The organism is Streptomyces regalis (assembly GCF_001509475.1).
GTDB classification, from domain to species: Bacteria; Actinomycetota; Actinomycetes; order Streptomycetales; family Streptomycetaceae; genus Streptomyces; species Streptomyces regalis.
This window is the reverse complement of record NZ_LLZG01000031.1, coordinates 1-22,778: the sequence shown is the minus strand read 5'-3', so window position 1 is coordinate 22,778 and position 22,778 is coordinate 1. Positions and strand designations below refer to the sequence as shown.

Annotated in this window: 19 protein-coding genes; 9 read left to right on the top strand and 10 right to left on the bottom strand. The window is 70.5% G+C overall.

Going from position 1 to position 22,778, the window contains the following annotated elements:
- Together ADL12_RS06950 and ADL12_RS06945 are read right to left on the bottom strand one after the other, a co-directional pair.
- On the bottom strand, positions 1-876 hold an 876-nt coding region (locus ADL12_RS06950), incomplete at its 3' end, for an SDR family oxidoreductase (protein ID WP_062699652.1).
- A gap of 1 nt (position 877) precedes the next feature.
- Positions 878-1,618 carry an SDR family oxidoreductase gene (locus tag ADL12_RS06945; protein WP_062699651.1) on the bottom strand — a complete coding sequence of 247 codons (741 nt, stop codon included), beginning with the start codon at positions 1,616-1,618 and terminating at the stop codon, positions 878-880.
- A gap of 54 nt (positions 1,619-1,672) precedes the next feature.
- Between ADL12_RS06945 and ADL12_RS06940 the strand changes: the two genes are divergently transcribed.
- Genes ADL12_RS06940 through ADL12_RS06925 form a run of 4 tightly spaced genes read left to right on the top strand, consistent with a single transcriptional unit; the run spans position 1,673 to position 5,057 of the window.
- A complete protein-coding gene (locus ADL12_RS06940) occupies positions 1,673-2,437 on the top strand; it encodes an enoyl-CoA hydratase family protein (RefSeq protein ID WP_062699650.1) in 765 nt (254 codons plus the stop codon).
- Positions 2,438-3,274, top strand: a complete 837-nt coding sequence (locus tag ADL12_RS06935) for a CoA transferase subunit A (protein ID WP_062699648.1) — start codon at positions 2,438-2,440, stop codon at positions 3,272-3,274.
- A complete protein-coding gene (locus ADL12_RS06930) occupies positions 3,271-4,014 on the top strand; it encodes a CoA-transferase subunit beta (protein ID WP_062699646.1) in 744 nt (247 codons plus the stop codon). Before ADL12_RS06935 ends, ADL12_RS06930 begins: the two co-directional genes overlap by 4 nt.
- A complete protein-coding gene (locus tag ADL12_RS06925; protein WP_079051886.1) occupies positions 4,011-5,057 on the top strand; it encodes an NAD(P)H-dependent flavin oxidoreductase in 1,047 nt (348 codons plus the stop codon). The genes ADL12_RS06930 and ADL12_RS06925 overlap by 4 nt, the downstream gene beginning before the upstream one ends.
- 168 nt (positions 5,058-5,225) lie before the next feature.
- Here ADL12_RS06925 and ADL12_RS06920 read toward each other — a convergent pair whose 3' ends face one another.
- From ADL12_RS06920 to ADL12_RS06910, 3 genes are read right to left on the bottom strand one after another with little or no spacing between them, the layout of a single operon-like run.
- Positions 5,226-6,383: an acetyl-CoA C-acetyltransferase gene (locus ADL12_RS06920; protein WP_062699644.1), complete on the bottom strand. Its 1,158-nt coding sequence runs from the start codon at positions 6,381-6,383 to the stop codon at positions 5,226-5,228.
- A gap of 26 nt (positions 6,384-6,409) precedes the next feature.
- Complete coding sequence (locus tag ADL12_RS06915) at positions 6,410-7,021, bottom strand: TetR/AcrR family transcriptional regulator (protein WP_062699643.1); 612 nt, start codon at positions 7,019-7,021, stop codon at positions 6,410-6,412.
- Between the two features lie 15 nt (positions 7,022-7,036).
- Positions 7,037-7,819, bottom strand: coding sequence for an SDR family oxidoreductase (locus ADL12_RS06910; protein ID WP_062699641.1), 783 nt, complete (start codon positions 7,817-7,819; stop codon positions 7,037-7,039).
- A gap of 81 nt (positions 7,820-7,900) precedes the next feature.
- On the opposite strand from ADL12_RS06910, the gene ADL12_RS06905 reads away from it, so the two are divergent.
- The gene (locus tag ADL12_RS06905) at positions 7,901-9,040 is read left to right on the top strand and encodes an acyl-CoA dehydrogenase family protein (protein ID WP_062699640.1); all 1,140 of its coding nucleotides are present in this window, start codon (positions 7,901-7,903) and stop codon (positions 9,038-9,040) included.
- The gene (locus ADL12_RS06900) at positions 9,040-10,008 is read left to right on the top strand and encodes an acyl-CoA dehydrogenase family protein (RefSeq protein WP_062699638.1); all 969 of its coding nucleotides are present in this window, start codon (positions 9,040-9,042) and stop codon (positions 10,006-10,008) included. The genes ADL12_RS06905 and ADL12_RS06900 overlap by 1 nt, the downstream gene beginning before the upstream one ends.
- 20 nt (positions 10,009-10,028) lie before the next feature.
- Here ADL12_RS06900 and qcrB read toward each other — a convergent pair whose 3' ends face one another.
- Together qcrB and ADL12_RS06890 are read right to left on the bottom strand one after the other, a co-directional pair.
- On the bottom strand, positions 10,029-11,675 hold the full coding sequence (qcrB, locus tag ADL12_RS06895) for a cytochrome bc1 complex cytochrome b subunit (RefSeq protein WP_062699637.1): 1,647 nt from the start codon (positions 11,673-11,675) through the stop codon (positions 10,029-10,031).
- Between the two features lie 78 nt (positions 11,676-11,753).
- Positions 11,754-12,479: a vWA domain-containing protein gene (locus ADL12_RS06890; RefSeq protein ID WP_062699635.1), complete on the bottom strand. Its 726-nt coding sequence runs from the start codon at positions 12,477-12,479 to the stop codon at positions 11,754-11,756.
- Between the two features lie 147 nt (positions 12,480-12,626).
- Between ADL12_RS06890 and ADL12_RS06885 the strand changes: the two genes are divergently transcribed.
- Together ADL12_RS06885 and ADL12_RS58360 are read left to right on the top strand one after the other, a co-directional pair.
- Positions 12,627-13,580 (top strand): rhomboid family intramembrane serine protease, encoded by a 954-nt coding sequence (locus ADL12_RS06885; RefSeq protein WP_062699634.1) that lies wholly within the window; start codon positions 12,627-12,629, stop codon positions 13,578-13,580.
- Between the two features lie 122 nt (positions 13,581-13,702).
- A complete protein-coding gene (locus ADL12_RS58360; protein WP_425265075.1) occupies positions 13,703-13,978 on the top strand; it encodes a chitosanase in 276 nt (91 codons plus the stop codon).
- Positions 13,979-14,138: 160 nt separating this feature from the next.
- Here the strand turns inward: ADL12_RS58360 and ADL12_RS06875 are convergent, their stop codons facing one another.
- The 3 genes from ADL12_RS06875 to ADL12_RS06865 form a co-directional block, all read right to left on the bottom strand.
- A complete protein-coding gene (locus ADL12_RS06875) occupies positions 14,139-15,602 on the bottom strand; it encodes a glutamate synthase subunit beta (protein WP_062699630.1) in 1,464 nt (487 codons plus the stop codon).
- The gene (gene gltB / locus ADL12_RS06870; protein ID WP_079051885.1) at positions 15,595-20,202 is read right to left on the bottom strand and encodes a glutamate synthase large subunit; all 4,608 of its coding nucleotides are present in this window, start codon (positions 20,200-20,202) and stop codon (positions 15,595-15,597) included. Before gltB ends, ADL12_RS06875 begins: the two co-directional genes overlap by 8 nt.
- A 369-nt stretch (positions 20,203-20,571) precedes the next feature.
- Complete coding sequence (locus tag ADL12_RS06865) at positions 20,572-21,303, bottom strand: VIT1/CCC1 transporter family protein (protein WP_062699625.1); 732 nt, start codon at positions 21,301-21,303, stop codon at positions 20,572-20,574.
- A gap of 272 nt (positions 21,304-21,575) precedes the next feature.
- Here ADL12_RS06865 and ADL12_RS06860 point away from each other — a divergent pair, with 272 nt between their 5' ends.
- Positions 21,576-22,643 (top strand): ADP-ribosylglycohydrolase family protein, encoded by a 1,068-nt coding sequence (locus tag ADL12_RS06860; RefSeq protein ID WP_062699616.1) that lies wholly within the window; start codon positions 21,576-21,578, stop codon positions 22,641-22,643.
- Positions 22,644-22,778: the final 135 nt, after the last annotated feature.

The following is a 22,778-nucleotide window of genomic DNA, read 5'->3' as shown; positions in this document are numbered from 1 at the left end:
CCGGGGGGTCCCCTCCGGCGTCCACCGCGCCCCCTTGTCCACGCTCGGCCCCGCCTTCCACCCCTCCATGACCGTGATCCGGCCCCCCTCCGCCTCGAAGACCCTCCCCGTCACGCCCTCGCTCGCCGGTGAGCCCAGCCAGACGACCAACGGGGAGACGTTCTCCGGGGCCATGGCGTCGAAGCCCGCGTCGGGGGCCGCCATCGACTCCGCGAAGGTGCGTTCCGTCATGCGGGTGCGGGCCGCCGGGGCGATCGCGTTGACCTGGACGCCGTAGCGGGCCAGCTCGGCCGCCGCGACCAGGGTCAGGGCGACGATGCCGGCCTTCGCGGCGCTGTAGTTGGCCTGGCCGACCGAGCCCAACAACCCCGCCCCACTGCTCGTGTTGACGACCCGGGCGACCGGCGTGCGGCCCGCCTTCGCCTCCGCCCGCCAGTGCGCGGCCGCGTGCTTCAGGGGGAGGAAGTGGCCCTTGAGGTGGACGCGTACGACTGCGTCCCAGTCGTCCTCGTCGAGATTGACCAGCATCCGGTCACGCAGGAAGCCGGCGTTGTTGACGAGGGTGTCGAGACGGCCGTACGTCTCCAGCGCGGCCGCAACCAGCGACGCCGCCCCGGCGCTCGTCGCGATGTCGCCGCCGTGCGCGATGGCCTCGCCGCCCGCCGCGCGGATCTCGTCGACCACCTGCCGGGCCGGGCTGTCGACGGCCATCCGTCGGGCCGGGCCGTCCGCACCCGGTGTGCCGTCGAGGCCGACCCCGAGGTCGTTGACGACGACCTTCGCCCCCGCCGCGGCGAACGCGAGCGCGTGCGCGCGACCGAGACCCCGGCCCGCGCCGGTGACGACCACGACCCGCCCTGCGCAGATCCGGCTCATGTCATGCCTCCTTGTTGACCGTTGCGGCGTCCAGGAACGCGGGCCGCTCGCCCCCGCCGTGCACGAGCAGGCTCGCTCCGCTGATGTAGGCGGCGGCGCCGGAGGCGAGGAAGACGGCGGCCGCGCCCACGTCGGCCGGTTCGGCGAGGCGGCCGAGCGGGACGGTGCGGGAGACGGCGGCGATGCCGTCCTCGCCCCCGTAGTGGAGAGGCGACTGCTCCGTGCGGACCATGCCGACGACCAGCGTGTTGACCCGGACCTCCGGCGCCCACTCCACCGCCATCGAGCGGGCCAGGCTCTCCAGTCCGGCCTTGGCCGCCCCGTACGCCGCCGACCCGGGCGACGGGCGGCCGCCACTGACGCTGCCGATCATCACCACCGAGCCCCGCGCGCGCTTCAGGTGCTCGTACGCGGCCAGGGATGCCGTCATCGGCGCGACGAGGTTCAGCTCGATCACGCGCGCGTGCCGCTCGGCGTCCACGTCCGTCAACCGTCGGTACGGTGTGCCACCCGCGTTGTTGACGAGGACATCGAGGCGGGGCAACGCCGCGAAGAAGGCCCGTACGGCTGCCGCGTCGCGGAGGTCGAGCGGCCTGAACTCCGCCCCGGTCAGCGGGACTTCGGGCGGTCTGCGCGCGCAGATCACGACGTCCGCGCCGGCCTCGACAAAGGCTTTCGCCGTGCCAGCGCCGACGCCCCGGGTACCGCCCGTGACGACCACGACCTTCCCGTCCAGCCCCATTCCCGGCTACCCTTCACCTAACAAACGTTTGGTGGAAAGGTAGCTGATGCGGCCATGGGTGTCTCCACCTCGTCCCCGGAAAAGGGGCACGAAAAAAATGGAATCGCCGTCGTCACGGTCGACTTCCCGCCGGTGAACGCCCTGCCGGTGAAGGGCTGGTTCGCCCTGGCCGACGCCGTGCGGGCAGCGGGCCGCGCCCCGGAGATCCGGTGTGTCGTCCTCACGGCCGAGGGGCGCGGGTTCAACGCGGGCGTGGACATCAAGGAGATACAGAGGGACGGGAACAGCGCGCTGATCGGCGTCAACCGCGCCTGCGCGGAGGCCTTCGCGGCGGTGTACGACTGCGAGGTGCCCGTCGTCGCGGCCGTGCACGGCTTCTGCCTGGGCGGCGGTATCGGCCTGGTGGGCAACGCGGACGCGATCGTGGCGAGCGAGGACGCCGCCTTCGGACTGCCCGAGCTGGACCGGGGAGCACTGGGCGCGGCCACCCATCTGGCCCGGCTGGTCCCCCGGCATCTGATGCGCGCGCTGTACTACACCTCGCGCACGGCGACCGCGGCCGAGCTGCACGCGCACGGCTCGGTGTGGCGGGTGGTGCCGCGCGAGGAACTGCGCACCGCGGCCCTGGAGTTGGCCCGCGAGATCGCCGCCAAGGACGGGCAGCTGCTGCGCCTCGCCAAGGCGGCCATCAACGGCATCGATCCGGTCGACGTGCGTCGCAGCTACCGCTTCGAGCAGGGCTTCACCTTCGAGGCCGGCCTCAGCGGGGTGGCCGACCGGGTGCGTGACACCTTCGGCAGGACGGATGAGGGGGCATAGGTGAGTGACAAGACGATGACTGCCGACCAGGTCGTCTCCCGGCTGCACAGCGGCATGACCCTCGGCATCGGCGGCTGGGGCTCGCGCCGCAAACCCATGGCCCTGGTCAGGGCTCTGCTCCGGTCCGACGTCACCGACCTCACCGTCGTCTCCTACGGCGGCCCGGACGTCGGCATGCTCGCCGCCGCCGGCCGGATCCGGAAGCTGGTCGCCCCCTTCGCCACCCTCGACTCCATCCCCCTCGAACCGCACTTCCGCGCGGCCCGGGAGCGCGGCGCCTTCGACATGATGGAGGTCGACGAGGCGATGTTCATGTGGGGGCTGCACGCGGCCGCGAACCGGCTGCCCTTCCTGCCGGTGCGGGCCGGGATCGGCTCGGATGTGATGCGGGTCAACCCTGGCCTGCGGACGGTGACTTCGCCGTACGACGACGGGGAGACGTTCGTCGCCATGCCCGCGCTGCGGCTCGACGCGGCCCTGGTCCACGTCAACCGCGCCGACCGGCTGGGCAACGGGCAGTATCTGGGACCCGACCCGTACTTCGACGACCTGTTCTGCGAGGCGGCCGACGCGGCGTACGTCTCCTGCGAACGAGTCGTCGACACGGCCGAGTTGACGAAAGACGCGGCCCCGCAGTCGCTGCTGATCAAGCGGCACACGGTGACCGGTGTCGTCGAGGCCCCGAACGGGGCGCACTTCACGTCCTGCGCGCCCGACTACGGCCGGGACGAGGCCTTCCAGAAGACGTACGCGACCACGCCCTGGCCGCAGTTCGCGGCGCGGTTCCTGGGCGGGGACGAGCAGGCGTACCGGTCGGCGGTCGGGGAGGGGTCATGACGGAGGTCACCGGCACGCCCTTTCTCCCGCCCACCCGCGCCGAGTACTGCGTGATCGCCTGCGCCGAGGCCTGGCGCGACGCGGGGGAGATCCTGGCGAGCCCGATGGGCCTGATCCCGCCCGTGGGCGCCCGGCTGGCCCGGCTGACGTTCTCGCCGGAGCTGCTGCTGACCGACGGCGAGGCGATGCTCGTCCGCCCGGACGGGACGACCGAGGGCTGGTTGCCGTACCGGCAGCACCTGGCCCTGGTCACCGGTGGCCGTCGGCACGTGATGATGGGCGCGAGCCAGATCGACCGGTACGGCAACCAGAACATCTCGTGCATCGGGGACTGGGAGCGGCCGAAACGGCAGCTGCTCGGGGTGCGCGGTGCGCCGGTCAACACCCTCAACAATCCGACCAGTTACTGGATCCCGAGGCATTCCCGGCGGGTGTTCGTCGAGAAGGTCGACCTGGTGTGCGGGGTGGGCTACGACCACGCGGGCGGTGCCCGATATCACCGCATCCCCCGTGTCGTCTCCGACCTCGGCGTCTTCGACTTCGCCACGCCCGACCACGCGATGCGTCTGGCCTCGCTCCATCCGGGAGTCACGCTGAAGCAGGTCAGGGAGGCGACCGCGTTCGACCTGGTCGTCCCGGACGACGTGCCGCCGACCCGCGACCCCACCGCCGACGAACTGCGCCTCATCCGTGAGGTCATCGACCCGGCGAACACCCGCGCAAGGGAGGTCGGTGCGTGAGGGAGACGCCGCTGACCCGGCTGGTCGGGGTCCGCCACCCGATCGTGCAGACGGGGATGGGCTGGGTGGCGGGCCCGCGGCTGGTCTCGGCGACGGCGAACGCGGGTGCGCTGGGCATCCTGGCCTCCGCGACGATGACCGTCGACCGGCTGCGTGCGGCGATACGCGAGGTCAGGTCCCGTACGGACGCGCCGTTCGGCGTGAATCTGCGCGCGGATGCCTCGGACGCCGGCGACCGGGTCCGCGTCATGATCGACGAGGGTGTGCGCGTCGCCTCCTTCGCTCTCGCGCCCTCCCCCGAGCTGATCGCCGAGCTCAAGGACGCGGGCGTGATCGTCATTTGCTCGATCGGTGCCCGGCGGCATGCCGAGAAGGTCGCGGCCTGGGGTGCGGACGCGGTGATCGTGCAGGGCGGGGAGGGCGGCGGGCACACCGGTGAGGTGGCGACGACGGTGCTGCTGCCGCAGGTGGTCGACGCCGTGGACATACCGGTCGTGGCGGCGGGCGGCTTCTTCGACGGACGGGGACTGGTCGCGGCGCTGGCCTACGGGGCGGCGGGGGTCGCGATGGGCACGCGGTTCCTGCTGACGTCGGACTCGACGGTGCCGGATGCGGTGAAGGCGCGGTATCTGGCGGCGACGGTCAAGGACGTGACGGTGACCTGGGCGGTCGACGGCCTACCGCACCGCATGCTCCGTACGGACCTGGTGGCCGCGCTGGAGAACTCCGGCCGTACGAAGGCCCTGGTGCACGCGGTCCGTCGGGCGTCCGGCTTCCGGAAGCTGTCGGGGCTGACCTGGCGGCAACTGATCCACGACGGCCTGGCGATGCGGCACGGCAAGGACCTCACCTGGAGCCAGGTCCTGCTCGCCGCGAACACGCCGATGCTGCTCAGGGCGTCGATGGTGGACGGCCGTACGGATCTGGGGGTGATGGCCTCCGGGCAGGTCGCCGGGGTGATCGACGACCTGCCGTCCTGCGCGGAGCTGGTGGAACGGATCATGAAGGAGGCCGAGGAGGTGCGGAACCGCCTCAAGGACTGACAGCTACAGCCTCTCGATGATCGTCACATTCGCCTGTCCCCCGCCCTCGCACATCGGCACCATCCCCAACGGCCCCCTCGCACTGCTCGGCCCCTGGGGGCCTCCCAGGCTTCGGGAGCCTGCGCCGGACTCCGTCCGTCGAAGTGGGTGGTCGCGCCGTCGTCGCCGTCACAGCCTCTCGATGATCGTCACATTCGCCTGTCCCCCGCCCTCGCACATCGTCTGCAGTCCGAGCCGGCCCCCGGTGCGCTCCAGTTCGTGCAGCAGGGTCGTCATCAGCTTCACGCCCGTGGCACCCAGCGGATGTCCCAGAGCGATCGCGCCGCCGTTGACGTTGACCTTCTCCGGATCCGCGCCGGTCTCCTTCAGCCAGGCCAGGACGACCGGCGCGAAGGCCTCGTTGATCTCGACGAGGTCGATGTCGTCGATGGACAGGCCGGTCTTCTTCAGGGCGTGGGCGGTGGCGGGGATGGGGGCGGTGAGCATGCGGATGGGATCCTCACCGCGCACCGAGAGGTGGTGCACCCGGGCCCGGGGCGTGAGCCCATGCTCGCGCACCGCCCGCTCCGAGGCCAGCAGCATCGCCGCCGCGCCGTCGGAGACCTGCGAGGAACAGGCGGCCGTGATCGTGCCGCCGTCGATGACCGGCTTCAGCCCGGCCATCTTCTCCAGCGAGGTGTCCCGGCGCGGCCCCTCGTCCACGGCGACCTGCCCGTAGGGCACGAGCTCCCGCTCGAAGCGGCCCTCGTCGATCGCGCGCAGCGCCCGCCGGTGCGAACGCAGGGCGAACTCCTCCTGGTCCTGCCGGCTGATCCCCCACTTCGCGGCGATCATCTCGGCGCCGACGAACTGGTTCACCGGCTTCTCCCCGTACCGCGCCCGCCAGCCCTCGCTGCCCGCGAAGGGGCCCGCCGTCAGGCCCAGCGGTTCGGCGGCCTGCCGGGTGGCGAAGGCGATGGGGATCATCGACATGTTCTGCACGCCGCCCGCGACCACCAGGTCCTGGGTGCCGGACAGCACGCCCTGCGCCGCGAAGTGCACGGCCTGCTGCGAGGACCCGCACTGCCGGTCCACGGTCACGCCCGGCACCTCCTCGGGCAGTCCCGCCGCCAGCCAGCAGGTCCGCGCGATGTCCCCGGCCTGCGGCCCCACGGTGTCCAGGCAGCCGAAGACGACGTCCTCGACGGCGGCCGGGTCCATGCCCGCGCGCGAGACGAGTTCCTTGAGGACATGCGCGCCCAGGTCGGCCGGATGGACCCCGCTGAGCCCTCCTCCGCGCCGCCCGACGGGCGTACGGACCGCTTCGACGATGTAGGCCTCGGCCATGGCAACTCCCGTGACTCGTCAGTGAGTTACGTACGTACGGCGATCCCGTCCAGCACCATCGACAGGTACTGCCGGGCGATCTCCTCCGGGCTGTGCTGTCCGCCGGGCCGGTACCAGGACGCGGCGACCCACACCGTGTCCCGCACGAACCGGTAGGTGAGCCGGACGTCCAGGTCGGACCGGAAGACCTCGGCCGCGACCCCGCGCTCCAGCGTGGACAGCCACGCCTTCTCGAACCTGCGCTGCGACTCGGCGAGGAACGCGAACCGCTCCTGCGCCACCAGCTGTCTGTTCTCCTTCTGGTAGATCGCGACGGCGGCCCGATGCCGGTCGATCTCCCGGAACGACTCGGTGACCAGCGCCTGAAGCGTCTCGCGCGGGTCCAGCCCGGCCTCCAGGACGGCGTCGTAGCCACTCCACAGCTCATCGAGGAAGGTCCGCAGGATCTCCTCCAGCATCGACTCCTTGGAGTCGAAGTGGTAGTAGAGGCTGCCCGCGAGCATGCCCGCGTGGTCGGCGATCTTGCGTACGGTGGTGGCGTTGTAGCCCTGCTCGGCGAAGACCTCGGCGGCGGTGTCGAGGAGTTCGCGGCGCCTGGCGGCTGCCGCGGTCACCTGGGGCTTCTTCTTGGTCGGCACGGGTCCATTGTCGTCCTAGGCGTGCTGGCTGCTGACGGAGACGATCTCTCCCGTCATGTACGAGGAGTAGCCGGACGCCAGGAACACGATCACGTTGGCCACCTCCCAGGGTTCGGCGTACCGCCCGAAGGCTTCACGCGCGGTCAGCTCCTCCAACAACTCGGGGGTCGTCACCTTCACCAGGTGCGGGTGCATGGCGAGGCTCGGCGAGACCGCGTTGACCCGCACCCCGTACTCGGCCGCCTCCAGCGCGGCGCACCGGGTCAGCGCCATCACGCCTGCCTTCGCGGCCGCGTAATGCGCCTGCCCTGCCTGGGCGCGCCAGCCGACGACGGAGGCGTTGTTGACGATCACGCCGCCGGTGTCGCGCATACGGCGCAGGGCGGCCCGGGTGCATCTGAAGGTGCCGTTCAAGGTCACGTCGAGGACCTTCGACCACTGTTCGTCGGTCATGTCGACGAGCGGCGAAGTCCCACCGAGGCCCGCGTTGTTGACGAGGATGTCGAGCCGGCCGTGCTCCTGTACGGCGGTGTCGAACAGCGCCTGCACCTGCGTCTCGTCGGTGACATCGCACACCGCGGACGCCACCGCGCCCTCGAAGTCCCGGGCCAGCTCCGCCTCGTACTCCTTCAGTCGCCGCGCGTGCGCGTCGCTGATCAGCACGCGCGCGCCCTCTTCGAGGAAGCGGCGCGCGGTCGCCCCGCCGATGCCCGCGCCGGCCGCCGCGGTGATGACGGCGGTGCGTCCGCGGAGCAGTGCGTGCCCGGGAACGTACGTCGGCGCCTCGACGTTTGTCATGGCAGCACGCTAACCTACCAAACACTTGTTAGGGAAGAAGTCGCAGAGAGCTCGTGGGGCTCGTAGGGAGGGAGGGCGACCGTGGACGTCACCCACTGCGCCGCCGACGAGGCGTTCCGTGCCGAGGCCCGCGCCTGGCTGCGCGCGCATGTGCCGCCCGATCCGCTCCCGTCCCTGGAGACCGGGGAGGGCTTCGCGGCGCACCGGGCGTGGGAGGCCGAACTCGCCGCCGACCGCTGGTCGGTGGTCAACTGGCCGGCGGCGTACGGCGGCCGGGACGCCACGCTTGTGCGGTGGCTGCTGTTCGAGGAGGAGTACTACGCGGCCGGCGCACCGGGGCGCGTCAACCAGAACGGCGTCAGCCTGCTCGCCCCGACCCTCTTCGACCACGGCACGGAAGAGCAACGCGCGCGTGTGCTGCCGCCCATGGCCACCGGCGAGGTGGTCTGGGCTCAGGCGTGGTCGGAGCCCGAGGCCGGTTCCGACCTGGCGTCGCTGAAGTCGAGGGCCAGGCGCGTGGCGGGCGGTTGGCTGCTGTCCGGCCAGAAGACGTGGTCCTCGCGCGCCGCCTTCGCCGACCGTGCGTTCGGCCTGTTCCGCACCGACCCGGACGCCCCGAAGCCCCACCAAGGCCTGACCTACCTCATGTTCGACCTGCGCGCCCCCGGTGTCACGGTCCGCCCCATCGCCCGCCTCGACGGCAAGCCCGCCTTCGCCGAGCTGTTCCTGGACGAGGTGTTCGCACCGGACGAGGACGTGATCGGCGAGCCGGGCCAGGGCTGGCGCATCGCGATGTCGACGGCGGGCAACGAACGAGGGCTGATGCTGCGCTCCCCCGGCCGTTTCCTCGCGAGCGCCGACCGGCTTCACCGCCTCTGGCAGGCACAAGGCAGCCCGCAGAGCATGAAGAACCGCGTGGCCGACGCCCTGATCGGCGCCCGCGCCTACCAGCTCTTCACCTTCGCCGCCGCCTCCCGCTTCCTCGACGGCGAGTCGATCGGCCCGGAGTCCAGCCTGAACAAGGTCTTCTGGTCGGAGTACGACATCGCGCTGCACGAGACGGCCCTCGATCTGCTGGGCCCCGAGGGCGAGCTGACCGACACCGACTGGTCCGAGCGATACGTCTTCTCCCTCGCCGGCACCGTCTACGCCGGGACGAACGAGATCCAGCGCGACATCATCGCCGAGCGACTGCTCGGCCTGCCGAAGGGGCGACGCTGATGCCGTTCCTCCTCGACGCGGAGCAGCGGGCGTTCGCGGACTCGCTGGATGCCATGCTGGCGGCTGCGGACACACCCTCGGCCGTACGGGACTGGAGCCGGGGCGAGCATGGGCGGGGCCGGGCGCTGTGGTCGCGTATCGCCGAAGCCGGGGTGTTCGCGCTGGCGGTTCCGGAGGCGTACGAAGGGCTGGGCCCCCGGCCAGTCGAACTCGCCGTCGCCTTCATGGAGTTGGGGCGCCACGTGGTGCCGGGACCGCTGGTGGAGACGGTCACGGCAGCGATCCTGCTCGCAGACCTACCCGACCCCGGCCCGGCCAAGCGGCTCCTGCCGGCGCTGGCGACGGGCGAGCTGATGGCGACGCTGGCATGGACAGCGCCGTATGCCTTGGACGGTGACGCGGCCGGCACCCACCTCGCGTTCACCGCGCAGGGCCTGCACCTCTCCCCGGGCCACGGCCCGGTACGGCGCTCCCTCGACCCGGCCCGCCGCCTCGCCCCTCTCGAACCCGGCGGCGAGCTGCTCAGCCCCGACCCACCCACCGCCCAGGCCCTCGCCTACGCCCGTCTCACCACCGCCGCCCAGGCCCTCGGCGTCGGTCTCGCGCTCCTCGACAAGACCGTCGCCTACGTCAAGCAGCGCACCCAGTTCGGCGTCCCCATAGGCTCGTTCCAGGCGGTCAAGCACCGGCTGGCCGACGCGAAGATCGCCCTGGAGTTCGCCCGGCCCCTCCTCTTCGGCGCCGCGCTCACCATGGCGCCCGCCGACGTGGCCGCCGCCAAGGTCACCGCCTGCGAGGCGGCGTACGCCACCGCCCGTACCGCGCTCCAGTTGCACGGCGCGATCGGCTACACGGCGGAGTACGAGCTGTCACTGTGGCTGACCAAGGCCCGCGCCCTGCGCACCGCCTGGGGCAGCCCGGACGCGTGCAGGGCCGAAGTACTCAGCTCGGATCGTCCATGGCGCTGATCGTCTCAGTGGTGATCGTCTCAGTGGTGATCGCCGCTGGTGAGCTCGCGGTACTCCTCCTGCGTCGGCTTCGCGATCCCCGTCTGCGGGCCGAACATGGCGTTCGCCAGCCGGGCCCGCACCCGGTGGGACGGTTTGACCCGGCGCCGGACGCCGTTCGCGTCGACGAGCGGGCCGATCTCGTACGGCGGGTGCTGCTCGTGCTGGGTGAGGGTGAACAGCTGCCCCTGCGAGAGGGGTTCGTGGATCTCGATGTACTCGCCGTTCGGGAGCCGCTTGATGGTGCCCGTCTCCCTGCCGTGCAGCACCTTGTCCCGGTCCCGGCGCTGGAGTCCCAGACAGATGCGCTTGGTCACCATGAAGGTGACGACCGGCGCGACGAAGACCGCGACCCGTACGAACCACGTGATCACGTTGATGGACAGATGCAGATGCGTGGCCACGATGTCGTTGCCGCCACCGATCAGCAGCACCGCGTACAGGCTCAGCCAGGCCGCGCCGAGCCCGGTGCGCACGGGCATGTTGCGCGGCCGGTCGAGGATGTGGTGCTCGCGTCTGTCGCCGGTGATCCACGCCTCGACGAAGGGATACACACCGAGCGCGAGCAGGATCAGCGGGAAGAGCGAGAAGGGGATGAAGACGCCCGGTTCCAGGGTGTGGCCCCAGAGGTTGATCTCCCATCCCGGCATCACCCGGATCAGGCCCTCGGAGAAGCCCAGGTACCAGTCGGGCTGGGCACCCGTGGTCACCATGTCCGGGCGGTAGGGCCCGAACGCCCAGACCGGGTTGATGCTGGCGATGCCGCCCATGATCGTCAGCACGCCGAAGACGAGGAAGAAGAAGCCGCCCGCCTTGGCCATGTACACCGGCAGGAAGGGCATGCCGACGACCGTCTTCTGATCGCGGCCGGGGCCCGGGTACTGCGTGTGCTTGTGGTAGAAGACCAGGATCAGATGGGCGACCACCAGACCGAGCATGATCCCCGGCAGCAGCAGGATGTGGATCGGGTACAGCCGCGCGATGAAGTCCTCCCCGGGGAACTCCCCGCCGAAGAGGAAGAACGCCACGTACGTCCCCACGATCGGGATCGACAGGATCGCGCCGTGGGCGAACCGCAGGCCGGTGCCGGACAGCAGGTCGTCGGGGAGGGAGTAGCCGGTCAGGCCGGTGACGATGCCGAGCATCAACAGGGTCCATCCGAACACCCAGTTGAGCTCGCGCGGCTTGCGGAAGGCGCCGGTGAAGAACACCCGCATCATGTGCACGAGCATGCCGGTGACGAAGACCAGCGCCGCCCAGTGGTGGATCTGCCGCATGAGCAGTCCGCCGCGCACCTCGAAGCTGATGTCGAGCGTGGACTCGTACGCCCTGGTCATCAGGACGCCGTTGAGGGGCTCGTAGGAGCCGTTGTAGACGACCTCGTTGGTGCTGGGCTCGAAGAACAGGGTGAGGTAGACGCCGGTGAGGATCAGGATGAGGAAGCTGTAGAGGCAGACCTCGCCCAGCATGAAGGACCAGTGGTCCGGGAAGACCTTGCGCATATTCGCCTTGGCCAGCGCGTACAGGCCGAGCCGCCCGTCTGCCCAGTCGGCGATCCTCTCGCCCTTGCCGGGCGGGGCGGATCTGCGCGCGGCCGTGCCTTCGTTCCCCGATCGTGCGCCGTCCATACGTCGCCGCCTCCCCGTCGGATCAACCACAGGGTGGCATGGGCGTACCGGCTGAGCCAATGGGGCGACCCGGGTGAGTCAGGACGGCCGTACGATGCCCTGCGCCCGCGCCGCCGCCAGCCACTTCGGGAACTCCCCGACCAGGCGGTCGTACAACTCGGCGTCGGAGACCGTACGCGGATCCGAACCGGCGTGGAAGAAGCCGGCGTTGTCGACCACCCGCTTGTCCGGCACCGCCAGCTCGTCGAGCTTGCGCAGGAAGTCGAACTGCCTGCTGGTCGGGTCCCCGAAGCCGATGAACTGCCAGAACAGCGGGAGCGGGGCCGCCTTGCACAGGTACCGTTCCGCGGCGAGCTTGTTGATGGGGCCGCCGTCGGTCTGGAACACGACCAGGGCGGGGTCCTTCGACCCGCTGTCCAGGTAGTGGTCGATGACGGCGTCCATGGCCAGGTGGTAGCTGGTCTTGCCCATGTGCCCGAGGCCGGACACGATCCGCTCGATCCGCCCCTGGTGGTCGGCCAGCGCGATCTCGGTCTCGGCGTCGACGTCGGTGGAGAAGAAGACCACCGGCACGGTCCCGTCGTCGTCGAAGTGCGCCGACAGCCCGAGCACCCGGTCGGCGAGCGCCTGCACACTGCCGTCCTGGTAGTACGGCTTCATCGACCCGGAGTAGTCGACGACCAGGTACACCGCTGCCCGCACGCCGTCCAGCCGGTGTTTCCGCAGCGACACCCCGGCGCTCTTGTACAAGCTGACCAGCGCGGGCGCGGTCTCCTCGACCTTGCTGAGACTGATCGCGGCCATAGGCTCTTCCCCCTCGTGCATCGTGCGGCTGCCGAGGTTACGGCACCATGGGCCCCGCCTCTCCCTCTGCCCACAGGTGTTCGCTATTTTGTTCGCCGCCGTCCCCACCGGCTCACCCTTCGTCCAGACCCCATCGAGGAGCCGGCTGTGGAGCCCGAGTCCACCCAGTCCGAGTCCGCCCAGCCCACCGTCACGACCTGCTATCGCCACCCCAAGGTGGAGTCCCACGTCCGCTGCACCCGCTGCGAGCGGTACATCTGCCCGGACTGCATGCGGGAGGCGGCCGTCGGCCACCAGTGCGTGGAGTGCGTGAAGGAGGGGGCGCGGTCGGTACGGCAGGCCCGGACGGTCGTCGGCGGGCGGATCGCCGCGACGCCGCTCGTGACCTCCGTGCTCATCGGGCTCAACGTCCTCGCCTACCTGGCCGAGGTGGTACGCCCGGAGATCCTGGACCGGTTCGCGATGCTCAGCGCCCGGCTGGTCGGGCCGGACGGCGGCTACGACGTCTACGAGCCCGGTCACCCGTCGGACTTCCACGCCGAGGGAGTGGTCGCCGGGCAGTGGGACCGGCTGCTGACCAGCGGATTCCTGCACACGCCGCCGACGGAGGGCACCTTCGGGCTGCTGCACATCGTGATGAACATGCTCTCGCTGTGGCAGCTCGGCCGGGTCGTGGAGCCCATGCTGGGCCGGGTCCGGTACGTCGCGCTCTATCTGCTGGCGACGCTGGGCGGTTCGGTGTTCGAACTGCTGCTCACCGACGTACACGTGGAGTCGGTCGGCGCGTCAGGCGCCATCTTCGGCCTCGGTGCCGCGTACTACGTCCTCGCCCGCCGCGTCGGTGCCGACATGCGCACCATCAATCGCTTCATGACGTTCCTGCTGCTGTGGCTGCTGCTCTCCGCGGGCCTCACCTCCTGGCAGGGGCACCTCGGCGGACTGCTGACGGGAGCCGCGGTCACGCTCGCCTACGCCTACGCCCCGCGCGGACCGCGCCAGGCCCTGATCCAGGCAGCCGCCTGCGTGGGCGTACTGGTGCTGCTGGCGGCGGTCGCCGTCGCCAGGGCCTCGGAGCTGACGGGCGGAGGGCTGGCCCAATGAGACGTAGCGGCGTCCTGCTCATCGCGGCCGTCCCGGTCGCCGTGGCCGCGGTCGTCTACTTCCTGGTCGCCTCGGACTCCGCCGAGAACTCGACCCTCGCCTGGCGTCACACCTAGGGCTCCATCGAGGACCTCGACGACGGCCAGGGCTACACCGCCGGCATCATCGGCTTCTGCACCGGCACCCACAACTTGCTCGCCCTGGTCGAGAACTACACCGAGGACCACACCGAGGACCACCGGGACAACGGCCTCGCCCCGTACCTGCCCGCGCTGCGCAAGGGCGACGGCACCGACTCCCACGAGGGCCTGGACCCCGGTTCCACGGCGGCGGCAGACGTACAAGGTGCCCTGAGCAGGTGCGGCGAAGCCCGCGGCGCCGGCACGGCAGCGCTCTGAAGGGCGCGGGGGCTGTATCGGGAAAGGCGACGGCGCCCGCCCTTTCGTCCGGTCGGGGACAAGGGGCAGGCGCCGTCTGTGTTCCGTACGCCGTTGTACGGGACGTTCTCTGAGCGACCGTCAGGTCACTTGTGGTGCCGTCAGGTCACGTGTGGTGCCGTCAGACCATCAGCGAGCGGTCCGTCGGCCGGATCGGGGCCGGCAGTTCGCTGGCACCGGTCAGGAAGCGGTCGCAGCCGCGGGCGGCCGAGCGGCCCTCGGCGATGGCCCACACGATGAGCGACTGACCACGGCCGGCGTCACCGGCGACGAACACGCCCGGCACGTTGGTCTGGAAGTCGGCGTCGCGGGCGATGTTGCCGCGCTCGTCGAGGTCCAGGCCGAACTGGTCCACGAGACCGTTCTCGCGGTCGGTGCCCGTGAAGCCCATCGCCAGCGTCACCAGCTGGGCCGGGATCTTGCGCTCCGTGCCCGGCTTCGGGGTCAGCTTGCCCTCGACGAACTCCACCTCGGTGAGGTGCAGCCACTGGACGTTGCCGTCCTCGTCGCCCTCGAAGTGGGTGGTGGAGACGGAGTAGACCCGCTCGCCGCCCTCCTCGTGCGCGGACGTGACCTTGTAGAGCATCGGGAAGGTCGGCCACGGCTGGGAGACCGCGTTCCGCTCGTCGTTCGGGCGGGGCATGATCTCCAGCTGCGTCACCGAGGCCGCGCCCTGGCGATGGGCGGTGCCCACGCAGTCGGCGCCGGTGTCGCCACCACCGATGACCACGACGTGCTTGTCCTCGGCCGAGATCGGGGGCGTCACGAAGTCGCCCTCCTGGACCTTGTTGGCCAGCGGCAGGTACTCCATGGCCTGGTAGATGCCCTTGAGTTCGCGGCCGGGGACCGGGAGGTCACGGGCGGTCGTCGCACCGGCGGCGATGACAATCGCGTCGTACCGCTTCTTCAGGTCGGTCGCCTTGAGGTCGCGGCCGATCTCGATGCCGGTACGGAAGCGGGTGCCCTCCGCGCGCATCTGCTCGATACGGCGGTTGATGTGCCGCTTCTCCATCTTGAACTCGGGGATGCCGTAGCGCAGGAGGCCGCCGATGCGGTCCGCGCGCTCGTACACGGCCACGGTGTGGCCGGCCCGGGTCAGCTGCTGGGCGGCGGCGAGGCCCGCCGGGCCCGAGCCGATGACGGCGACGGTCTTGCCGGACAGGCGCTCCGGGGCCTGCGGGGCGACGGTGCCCGCGTCCCACGCCTTGTCGATGATCGAGACCTCGACGTTCTTGATGGTGACGGCCGGCTGGTTGATGCCGAGCACACACGCCGACTCACAGGGGGCCGGGCACAACCGCCCCGTGAACTCGGGGAAGTTGTTGGTCGCGTGCAGACGCTCGCTCGCGGCCGACCAGTCCTCGCGGTAGGCGTAGTCGTTCCACTCGGGGATCAGGTTCCCCAGCGGACAGCCGTTGTGGCAGAAGGGGATGCCGCAGTCCATGCAGCGGCTGGCCTGCTTGCTGATGATCGGCAGCAGGGAGCCGGGGACGTAGACCTCGTTCCAGTCCTTCAGCCGCACGTCGACCGGGCGGGACTTGGCGACCTCGCGGCCGTGGTTCAGAAAGCCCTTGGGATCAGCCATTGGTCGCCGCCTCCATCATCTTCTCGGTGATCTCGGTCTCGGAGAGACCGGCTCGCTCGGCGGCGTCCTTGGCGGCGAGCACTGCCTTGTACGTGCTGGGGATGATCTTGCTGAAGCGCTCCACGGCGGTGTCCCACTCGGCCAGCAGCTTCTCGGCGACCGTCGAGCCGGTCTCCTCCTGGTGGCGGCGCACGACGTCGTGCAGCCACTGCTTGTCGGCGTCGTCCAGGGCCTCCACGGCGCTGACGTTGCCGGCGTTGACGTTGTCGCGGTCGAGGTCGATGACGTACGCGATACCGCCGGACATACCGGCCGCGAAGTTGCGCCCCGTCTCGCCGAGGACCACCGCGTGACCGCCGGTCATGTACTCGCAGCCGTGGTCGCCCACGCCCTCGGACACCACCAGGGCGCCGGAGTTGCGGACGCAGAACCGCTCGCCCGTACGACCGCGCAGGAACAGCTCGCCGCCGGTCGCGCCGTACGCGATGGTGTTGCCCGCGATCGTCGAGTACTCGGCGAGGTGGTCGGCGCCCCGGTCGGGACGGACGATCACCCGGCCGCCGGAGAGGCCCTTGCCGACGTAGTCGTTGGCGTCGCCCTCCAGGCGCAGCGTGACACCGCGCGGGAGGAAGGCGCCGAAGGACTGGCCCGCCGAGCCGGTGAAGGTGATGTCGATGGTGTCGTCGGGCAGGCCCGCGCCACCGAACTTCTTCGTCACCTCGTGGCCGAGCATGGTGCCGACCGTGCGGTTGATGTTGCGGATGGAGACCTGGGCGCGCACCGGCTGGGCGTCGGTCGCCGAGTCGGCGGCCAGGGCGTCGGCGGCGAGCTTGATGAGCTCGTTGTCGAGCGCCTTCTCCAGGCCGTGGTCCTGCTCGATGACCTGGTGCAGCGCAGCACCCTCGGGCAGTTCGGGCACGTAGAAGAGCGGCTCGAGGTCCAGGCCCTGCGCCTTCCAGTGGTCGACCGCGCGGGTCACGTCGAGCGCCTCGGCGTGGCCGACGGCCTCCTCGATGGAGCGGAAGCCCAGCTCGGCGAGGATCTCGCGGACTTCTTCGGCGATGAACTTGAAGAAGTTCACGACGTACTCGGCCTTGCCGGAGAACCGGTCGCGCAGCACCGGGTTCTGGGTGGCGATGCCGACCGGGCAGGTGTCCAGGTGGCAGACGCGCATCATGACGCAGCCGGAGACGACGAGCGGCGCGGTCGCGAAACCGAACTCCTCGGCGCCGAGCAGCGCGGCGATGACGACGTCACGACCGGTCTTCAGCTGACCGTCGGTCTGCACGACGATGCGGTCGCGCAGGCCGTTGAGCAGCAGGGTCTGCTGGGTCTCCGCGAGACCGAGCTCCCAGGGACCACCGGCGTGCTTCAAAGAGGTAAGGGGAGAAGCACCCGTACCACCGTCGTGGCCGGAGATGAGGACGACGTCCGCGTGCGCCTTGGAGACACCCGCCGCGACCGTGCCGACGCCGACCTCGGAGACCAGCTTGACGTGAATCCGCGCCTGCGGGTTCGCGTTCTTCAGGTCGTGGATCAGCTGGGCCAGGTCCTCGATGGAGTAGATGTCGTGGTGCGGCGGCGGGGAGATCAGGCCCACGCCCGGCGTCGAGTGACGCGTCTTGGCGACCCACGGGTACACCTTGTGGCCGGGCAGCTGGCCGCCCTCACCGGGCTTGGCGCCCTGGGCCATCTTGATCTGGATGTCGTCGGCGTTGACCAGGTACTCGGACGTGACACCGAAGCGGCCGGACGCGACCTGCTTGATGCTCGACCGCCGCGCCGGGTCGTACAGACGGTCCGGGTCCTCGCCGCCCTCACCGGTGTTGGACTTGCCGCCCAGCTGGTTCATGGCGATGGCGAGGGTCTCGTGCGCCTCCTTGGAGATGGAGCCGTACGACATGGCGCCCGTGGAGAAGCGCTTGACGATCTCGGAGACGGGCTCGACCTCGTCGATGGAGATCGGCTGACGGCCCTCGGAACCGGTCTTGAAGCCGAACAGGCCGCGGAGCGTCATCAGGCGCTCGGACTGCTCGTTCACGCGGTCCGTGTACTTCTTGAAGATGTCGTAGCGCGCAGTGCGGGTCGAGTGCTGGAGGCGGAAGACCGTCTCCGGGTCGAACAGGTGCGGCTCGCCCTCGCGGCGCCACTGGTACTCGCCGCCTATGTCGAGGGCGCGGTGCGCGGGCGCGATGCCCGAGGCCGGGTACGCCTTGGCGTGGCGGGCGGCGACCTCCTTGGCGATGACGTCGATGCCGACGCCGCCGATCTTGGTGGCCGTGCCGTTGAAGTACTTCTCGACGAAGGCGTCGTCGAGACCGACGGCCTCGAAGACCTGGGCGCCACGGTAGGAGGCGACCGTCGAGATGCCCATCTTGGACATGACCTTCAGGACGCCCTTGCCGAGGGCGTAGATCAGGTTGCGGATGGCCTGCTCGGCCTCGATGTCCGACAGGAAGGTGCCGGCGCGGACCAGATCCTCGACGGACTCCATCGCCAGGTACGGGTTGACCGCGGCGGCGCCGTAGCCGATGAGCAGGGCGACGTGGTGGACCTCGCGGACGTCACCGGCCTCGACCAGCAGGCCCACGTGGGTGCGCTGCTTGGTGCGGATGAGGTGGTGGTGGACGGCCGCGGTGAGCAGCAGCGACGGGATCGGCGCGTGCTCGGCGTCCGAGTGGCGGTCCGACAGGACGATCAGCCGGGCGCCGTTGTCGATGGCGGCGTCGGCCTCGGCGCAGATCTCCTCGATGCGCGCGGCGAGGGCGTCACCGCCGCCGGAGACCCGGTACAGGCCGGAGAGCGTCGCGGCCTTCATGCCGGGCATGTCGCCGTCGGCGTTGATGTGGATGAGCTTGGCCAGCTCGTCGTTGTCGATCACCGGGAACGGCAGCGTGACGCTGCGGCAGGACGCGGCCGTCGGCTCGAGGAGGTTGCCCTGCGGACCGAGGGACGAACGCAGCGAGGTGACGAGCTCCTCGCGGATGGCGTCCAGCGGCGGGTTGGTGACCTGCGCGAACAGCTGGGTGAAGTAGTCGAAGAGCAGACGCGGGCGGTCGCTCAGCGCGGCGATCGGCGAGTCGGTGCCCATCGAACCGATCGGCTCGGCACCGGCCTTGGCCATCGGCGCGAGGATGACGCGCAGCTCCTCCTCGGTGTAACCGAAGGTCTGCTGGCGACGGGTGACCGAGGCGTGGGTGTGCACGATGTGCTCGCGCTCGGGCAGGTCGGAGAGCTCGATCTCGCCGGCCTCCAGCCACTCCGCGTAGGGGGCCTCGGCGGCGAGCTGCGCCTTGATCTCGTCGTCCTCGATGATGCGGTGCTCGGCGGTGTCGACGAGGAACATCTTGCCGGGCTGGAGGCGGCCCTTGCGGACGACCTTGGCGGGGTCGATGTCGAGGACGCCGACCTCGGAGCCGAGGACGACGAGGCCGTCGTCGGTGACCCAGTAGCGGCCGGGGCGCAGGCCGTTGCGGTCGAGCACGGCGCCGACCTGGGTGCCGTCGGTGAAGGTGACACAGGCCGGGCCGTCCCAGGGCTCCATCATCGTGGAGTGGTACTGGTAGAAGGCGCGCCGGGCCGGGTCCATGGAGTCGTGGTTCTCCCACGCCTCCGGGATCATCATCAGCACGGAGTGCGGCAGGGAGCGGCCACCGAGGTGGAGCAGCTCCAGCACCTCGTCGAAGGACGCGGAGTCGGAGGCGTCCGGCGTGCACACCGGGAAGATGCGGTCGAGGGCCTTGCCGTCGGAGCCGAACAGGTCGGAGACCAGCTGCGACTCGCGGGCGACCATCCAGTTGCGGTTGCCCTTGACGGTGTTGATCTCACCGTTGTGCGCGACGAAGCGGTACGGGTGCGCGAGCGGCCACGACGGGAAGGTGTTCGTCGAGAAGCGCGAGTGGACGAGGGCGACGGCCGAGGCGAAGCGGCGGTCGGACAGGTCCGGGAAGAAGGGCTCCAGCTGACCCGTGGTCAGCATGCCCTTGTAGACGATCGTGCGGGCCGACAGCGAGGGGAAGTAGACACCGGCCTCGCGCTCGGCGCGCTTGCGCAGCACGAAGGCCTTGCGGTCGAGCGCGATGTCCTTCGAAGAACCGTCCGCCACGAAGATCTGGCGGAAGGCGGGCATCGTCGACCGGGCGGTGGCACCGAGCAGCTCGGGGGCGACCGGAACCTCGCGCCAGCCGAGGACGGTGAGCCCCTCCTCGGACGCGATCGTCTCGATCTGCGAGACGACGTCCTGGGTCCCGTCCTCCGGCAGGAAGGCGATACCGACGGCGTACGCGCCGGCCTCGGGCAGTTCGAACTCGGTCACCTCACGGAAGAAGGTGTCCGGCACCTGGGAGAGGATGCCGGCGCCGTCACCCGAGTCGGGCTCGGAGCCGGTGGCGCCGCGGTGTTCGAGATTGCGCAGAACGGTGAGCGCCTGCTCGACCAGCGTGTGGCTCGCCTCGCCGGTGAGGGTGGCCACGAAGCCGACGCCACAGGCGTCGCGCTCGTTGCGGGGGTCGTACATACCCTGCGCAGCAGGGCGAGCATCCATGAACGACCAGTTCTGGCCATTCGCGGAGTGCTGGGACGGCTGGCGCGGCGTACGCATCGGCTCTCCCGTCGTCGTCATGTGGCATATGCAGATTGCCGAGGGACGACGTTGGCCCTCTGCGTGAGTGCAAAATTTCGTGCAGGTTACATGATGGAGCGGTTCTCGGGAAGCGGGATAATCCGTTCCAACATGCGGACGCCATGGTGCTGCGGCAGGGGTTCCGCGCACATGGCTTGAAGTGTGTGGGGACCGAACGAGACAGGTCCATGTCCGTCGATCCGAGGCGGAGGAGGCGTCGTCGCCCACCCCGCGAGTGCGCCGCAGGCGTCATTGCCCACAGCGCTTACGGCTCATGCCCGGTGGTCATGCATCCGAAACCAGCGAGTAACGGCTACTTATGCGGCCCAACGCATAAGTTCCAGCGAACTATCCTACGGCCGTACCGAACAAGCTGCCCAGGGCGTACGTCACACCGGCCGCGGCGCCCCCGAGCGCGAGCTGCCGCAGCCCGCTGAACCACCAGGTCCGCGCGGTCACCTTGGCCACGATCGCGCCACACAGGAAAAGCCCGACGAGCGCGAGCAGCACGGCCGGCCACAGCGTGGTCGCACCGAGCAGATACGGCAGTACGGGCAACAGCGCCCCGAGCGCGAACGACCCGAACGACGACACGGCCGCGACCAGCGGCGACGGCAGATCGCCGGGGTCGATGCCGAGCTCCTCCCGTGCATGTATCTCCAGGGCCAGCTCCGGATCGCGGGAGAGCTGCTCGGCCACGGCCCGCGCGAGCTTCGGCTCGACCCCCCGGGCCTGATAGAGAGCCGCGAGCTCGGCCTCCTCGTCCTTCGGGTGCTTTCTCAGCTCCCGCCGCTCGACGTCCAGCTCGGCCTCGACGAGCTCGCGCTGCGAGGCGACGGAGGTGTACTCGCCGGCAGCCATGGAGAAGGCACCGGCGGCGAGCCCGGCGAGCCCACTCAGCACGACGGTCTGGTGACTGACGGCCCCACCCGCGACACCGGTCATCAGGGCGAGGTTGGAGACCAGACCGTCCATCGCACCGAAGACGGCGGGGCGCAGCCAGCCGCCGTTCACATCCCGGTGCGTGTGGTTGTCACGGTGCGCCTCGTGCAGCGCGGCCTCGGTCTCGATGATCGCCATGAGGATCCCCCAAAGAAACTCAGGTAAGGCTGTCTTTAGACAAGTTCTACTCTTGGATAGAACCAAATCTACGCCCGGAAATTCCGCCCCACCAGCAAGGAAAGGCTGGGCTAACCTGCGGTTTTCCCTAGAACGCTCATTCGTAGCGAGGCCTGCACAGATGTCGACCGGGTGACACTGGCGCTTCCGAGGCTCTGGTCAACCGCCGACGGTGGGACACATCCGCAAAGGGCTCCGCGCCCTGTGCGGAGCCCCCGGAGGAGAGGCCGCGCATGCCATCGATCGCCTGCATTTCCTCGGTCCCGGCGCCCGGGAACCCCGCCGAACTCCGCGATCGGGCACGCGGCGCACTACTGGGCCTGGCGGTCGGCGACGCGCTGGGCGCCCCGGCGGAGAACATGAAGCCCTCCGAGATCCGCGCCCGCTGGGGCCGCATCACGGGATTCGTCACCGACAACCCGGCCGGCACGGACGACACCGAGTACGCGATCTTCTCGGGTCTCCTCCTCGCCCGCCACGGCTCGGCCCTCACCCCGGCCCATGTGGAGACGGCCTGGCACGAGTGGATCGCGGACCGTTCGGAAGGCCCCTTCCGGGGCGCCGGCTTCAGTGAACGCGGCACGCTCGAGAACCTCCGCCGAGGCCTCGCGGCCCCCATCTCGGCCCAGCACCGCCACGCCTGGAGCGACGGCCTCGCCATGCGAGCGGCCCCCTTCGGCGTCTTCGCGGCGGGCCGCCCGGCGGAGGCGGCGCGCCTGGTGGCCATCGACGGCTCGGTGAGCCACGACGGCGAGGGCATCTACGGCGGCCAGGCGGTGGCGGCGGGCGTAGCGGCCGCCATGGCCGGTGCCCCCACGATCGCGGTCGTCGCCTCGGCCCTGGCGGTGGTCCCGGACGACTCCTGGACGGCCCGCTCCCTGCGCCGCGCCGTGGCGGTGGCCCACCGAGGCGAGCGCGCGGTCCGCTCCGCGGTCGTGATCGGCGGCTACCCCTGGACCGACCTGGCCCCCGAGGCGGTCGCGCTGGCCTTCGGGGCGTACGCGGCGGCGGACGGCGACTTCGTCCAGGCGGTGCTGACGGCCGTCAACATGGGCCGGGATGCCGATACGACGGCGGCGGTGGCGGGCGCGCTCGCAGGAGCGACGCAGGGAGTGTCGGCGATCCCGACGGAGTGGGCGGCAGCGATCGGCCCGGCGCGGGGAAGCTGCCTGCCGTCGATGGCCGGGCACCATGTGCTGGACGTGGCGGAGTTGCTGGTGTCGGGTGAGGACGGGAAGTGGAGGACGGGGGGATTCGTACCGGGTGAGACCCCGACCCCGGCCGAAGGGGTACGCCGATGAGGCCCCCCACCCCCCTGGACGAGGGAACCCCGACAGCGGCACCCCCCAACGCGGACCCCACGGCCCTCCCCCAGCCGAACGATCCGGAACCGGCGGACGGCGAGGACACCCCACACGCCCCACCCCCCCCCCACA

Excerpts from the sequence above, each read along its gene's own strand:
- ADL12_RS06900 (WP_062699638.1), top strand. The coding sequence starts at position 9,040 with ATGCCGTTCCTCCTCGACGCGGAGCAGCGGGCGTTCGCGGACTCGCTG.
- qcrB (WP_062699637.1), bottom strand. The coding sequence starts at position 11,675 with ATGGACGGCGCACGATCGGGGAACGAAGGCACGGCCGCGCGCAGATCC.
- ADL12_RS06865 (WP_062699625.1), bottom strand. The coding sequence starts at position 21,303 with ATGGCGATCATCGAGACCGAGGCCGCGCTGCACGAGGCGCACCGTGAC.
- ADL12_RS06910 (WP_062699641.1), bottom strand. The coding sequence starts at position 7,819 with ATGACAAACGTCGAGGCGCCGACGTACGTTCCCGGGCACGCACTGCTC.
- ADL12_RS06930 (WP_062699646.1), top strand. The coding sequence starts at position 3,271 with ATGACGGAGGTCACCGGCACGCCCTTTCTCCCGCCCACCCGCGCCGAG.
- ADL12_RS06920 (WP_062699644.1), bottom strand. The coding sequence starts at position 6,383 with ATGGCCGAGGCCTACATCGTCGAAGCGGTCCGTACGCCCGTCGGGCGG.
- ADL12_RS06875 (WP_062699630.1), bottom strand. The coding sequence starts at position 15,602 with ATGGCTGATCCCAAGGGCTTTCTGAACCACGGCCGCGAGGTCGCCAAG.
- ADL12_RS06945 (WP_062699651.1), bottom strand. The coding sequence starts at position 1,618 with ATGGGGCTGGACGGGAAGGTCGTGGTCGTCACGGGCGGTACCCGGGGC.
- ADL12_RS06860 (WP_062699616.1), top strand. The coding sequence starts at position 21,576 with ATGCCATCGATCGCCTGCATTTCCTCGGTCCCGGCGCCCGGGAACCCC.
- ADL12_RS06890 (WP_062699635.1), bottom strand. The coding sequence starts at position 12,479 with ATGGCCGCGATCAGTCTCAGCAAGGTCGAGGAGACCGCGCCCGCGCTG.
- ADL12_RS06940 (WP_062699650.1), top strand. The coding sequence starts at position 1,673 with ATGGGTGTCTCCACCTCGTCCCCGGAAAAGGGGCACGAAAAAAATGGA.
- gltB (WP_079051885.1), bottom strand. The coding sequence starts at position 20,202 with ATGCGTACGCCGCGCCAGCCGTCCCAGCACTCCGCGAATGGCCAGAAC.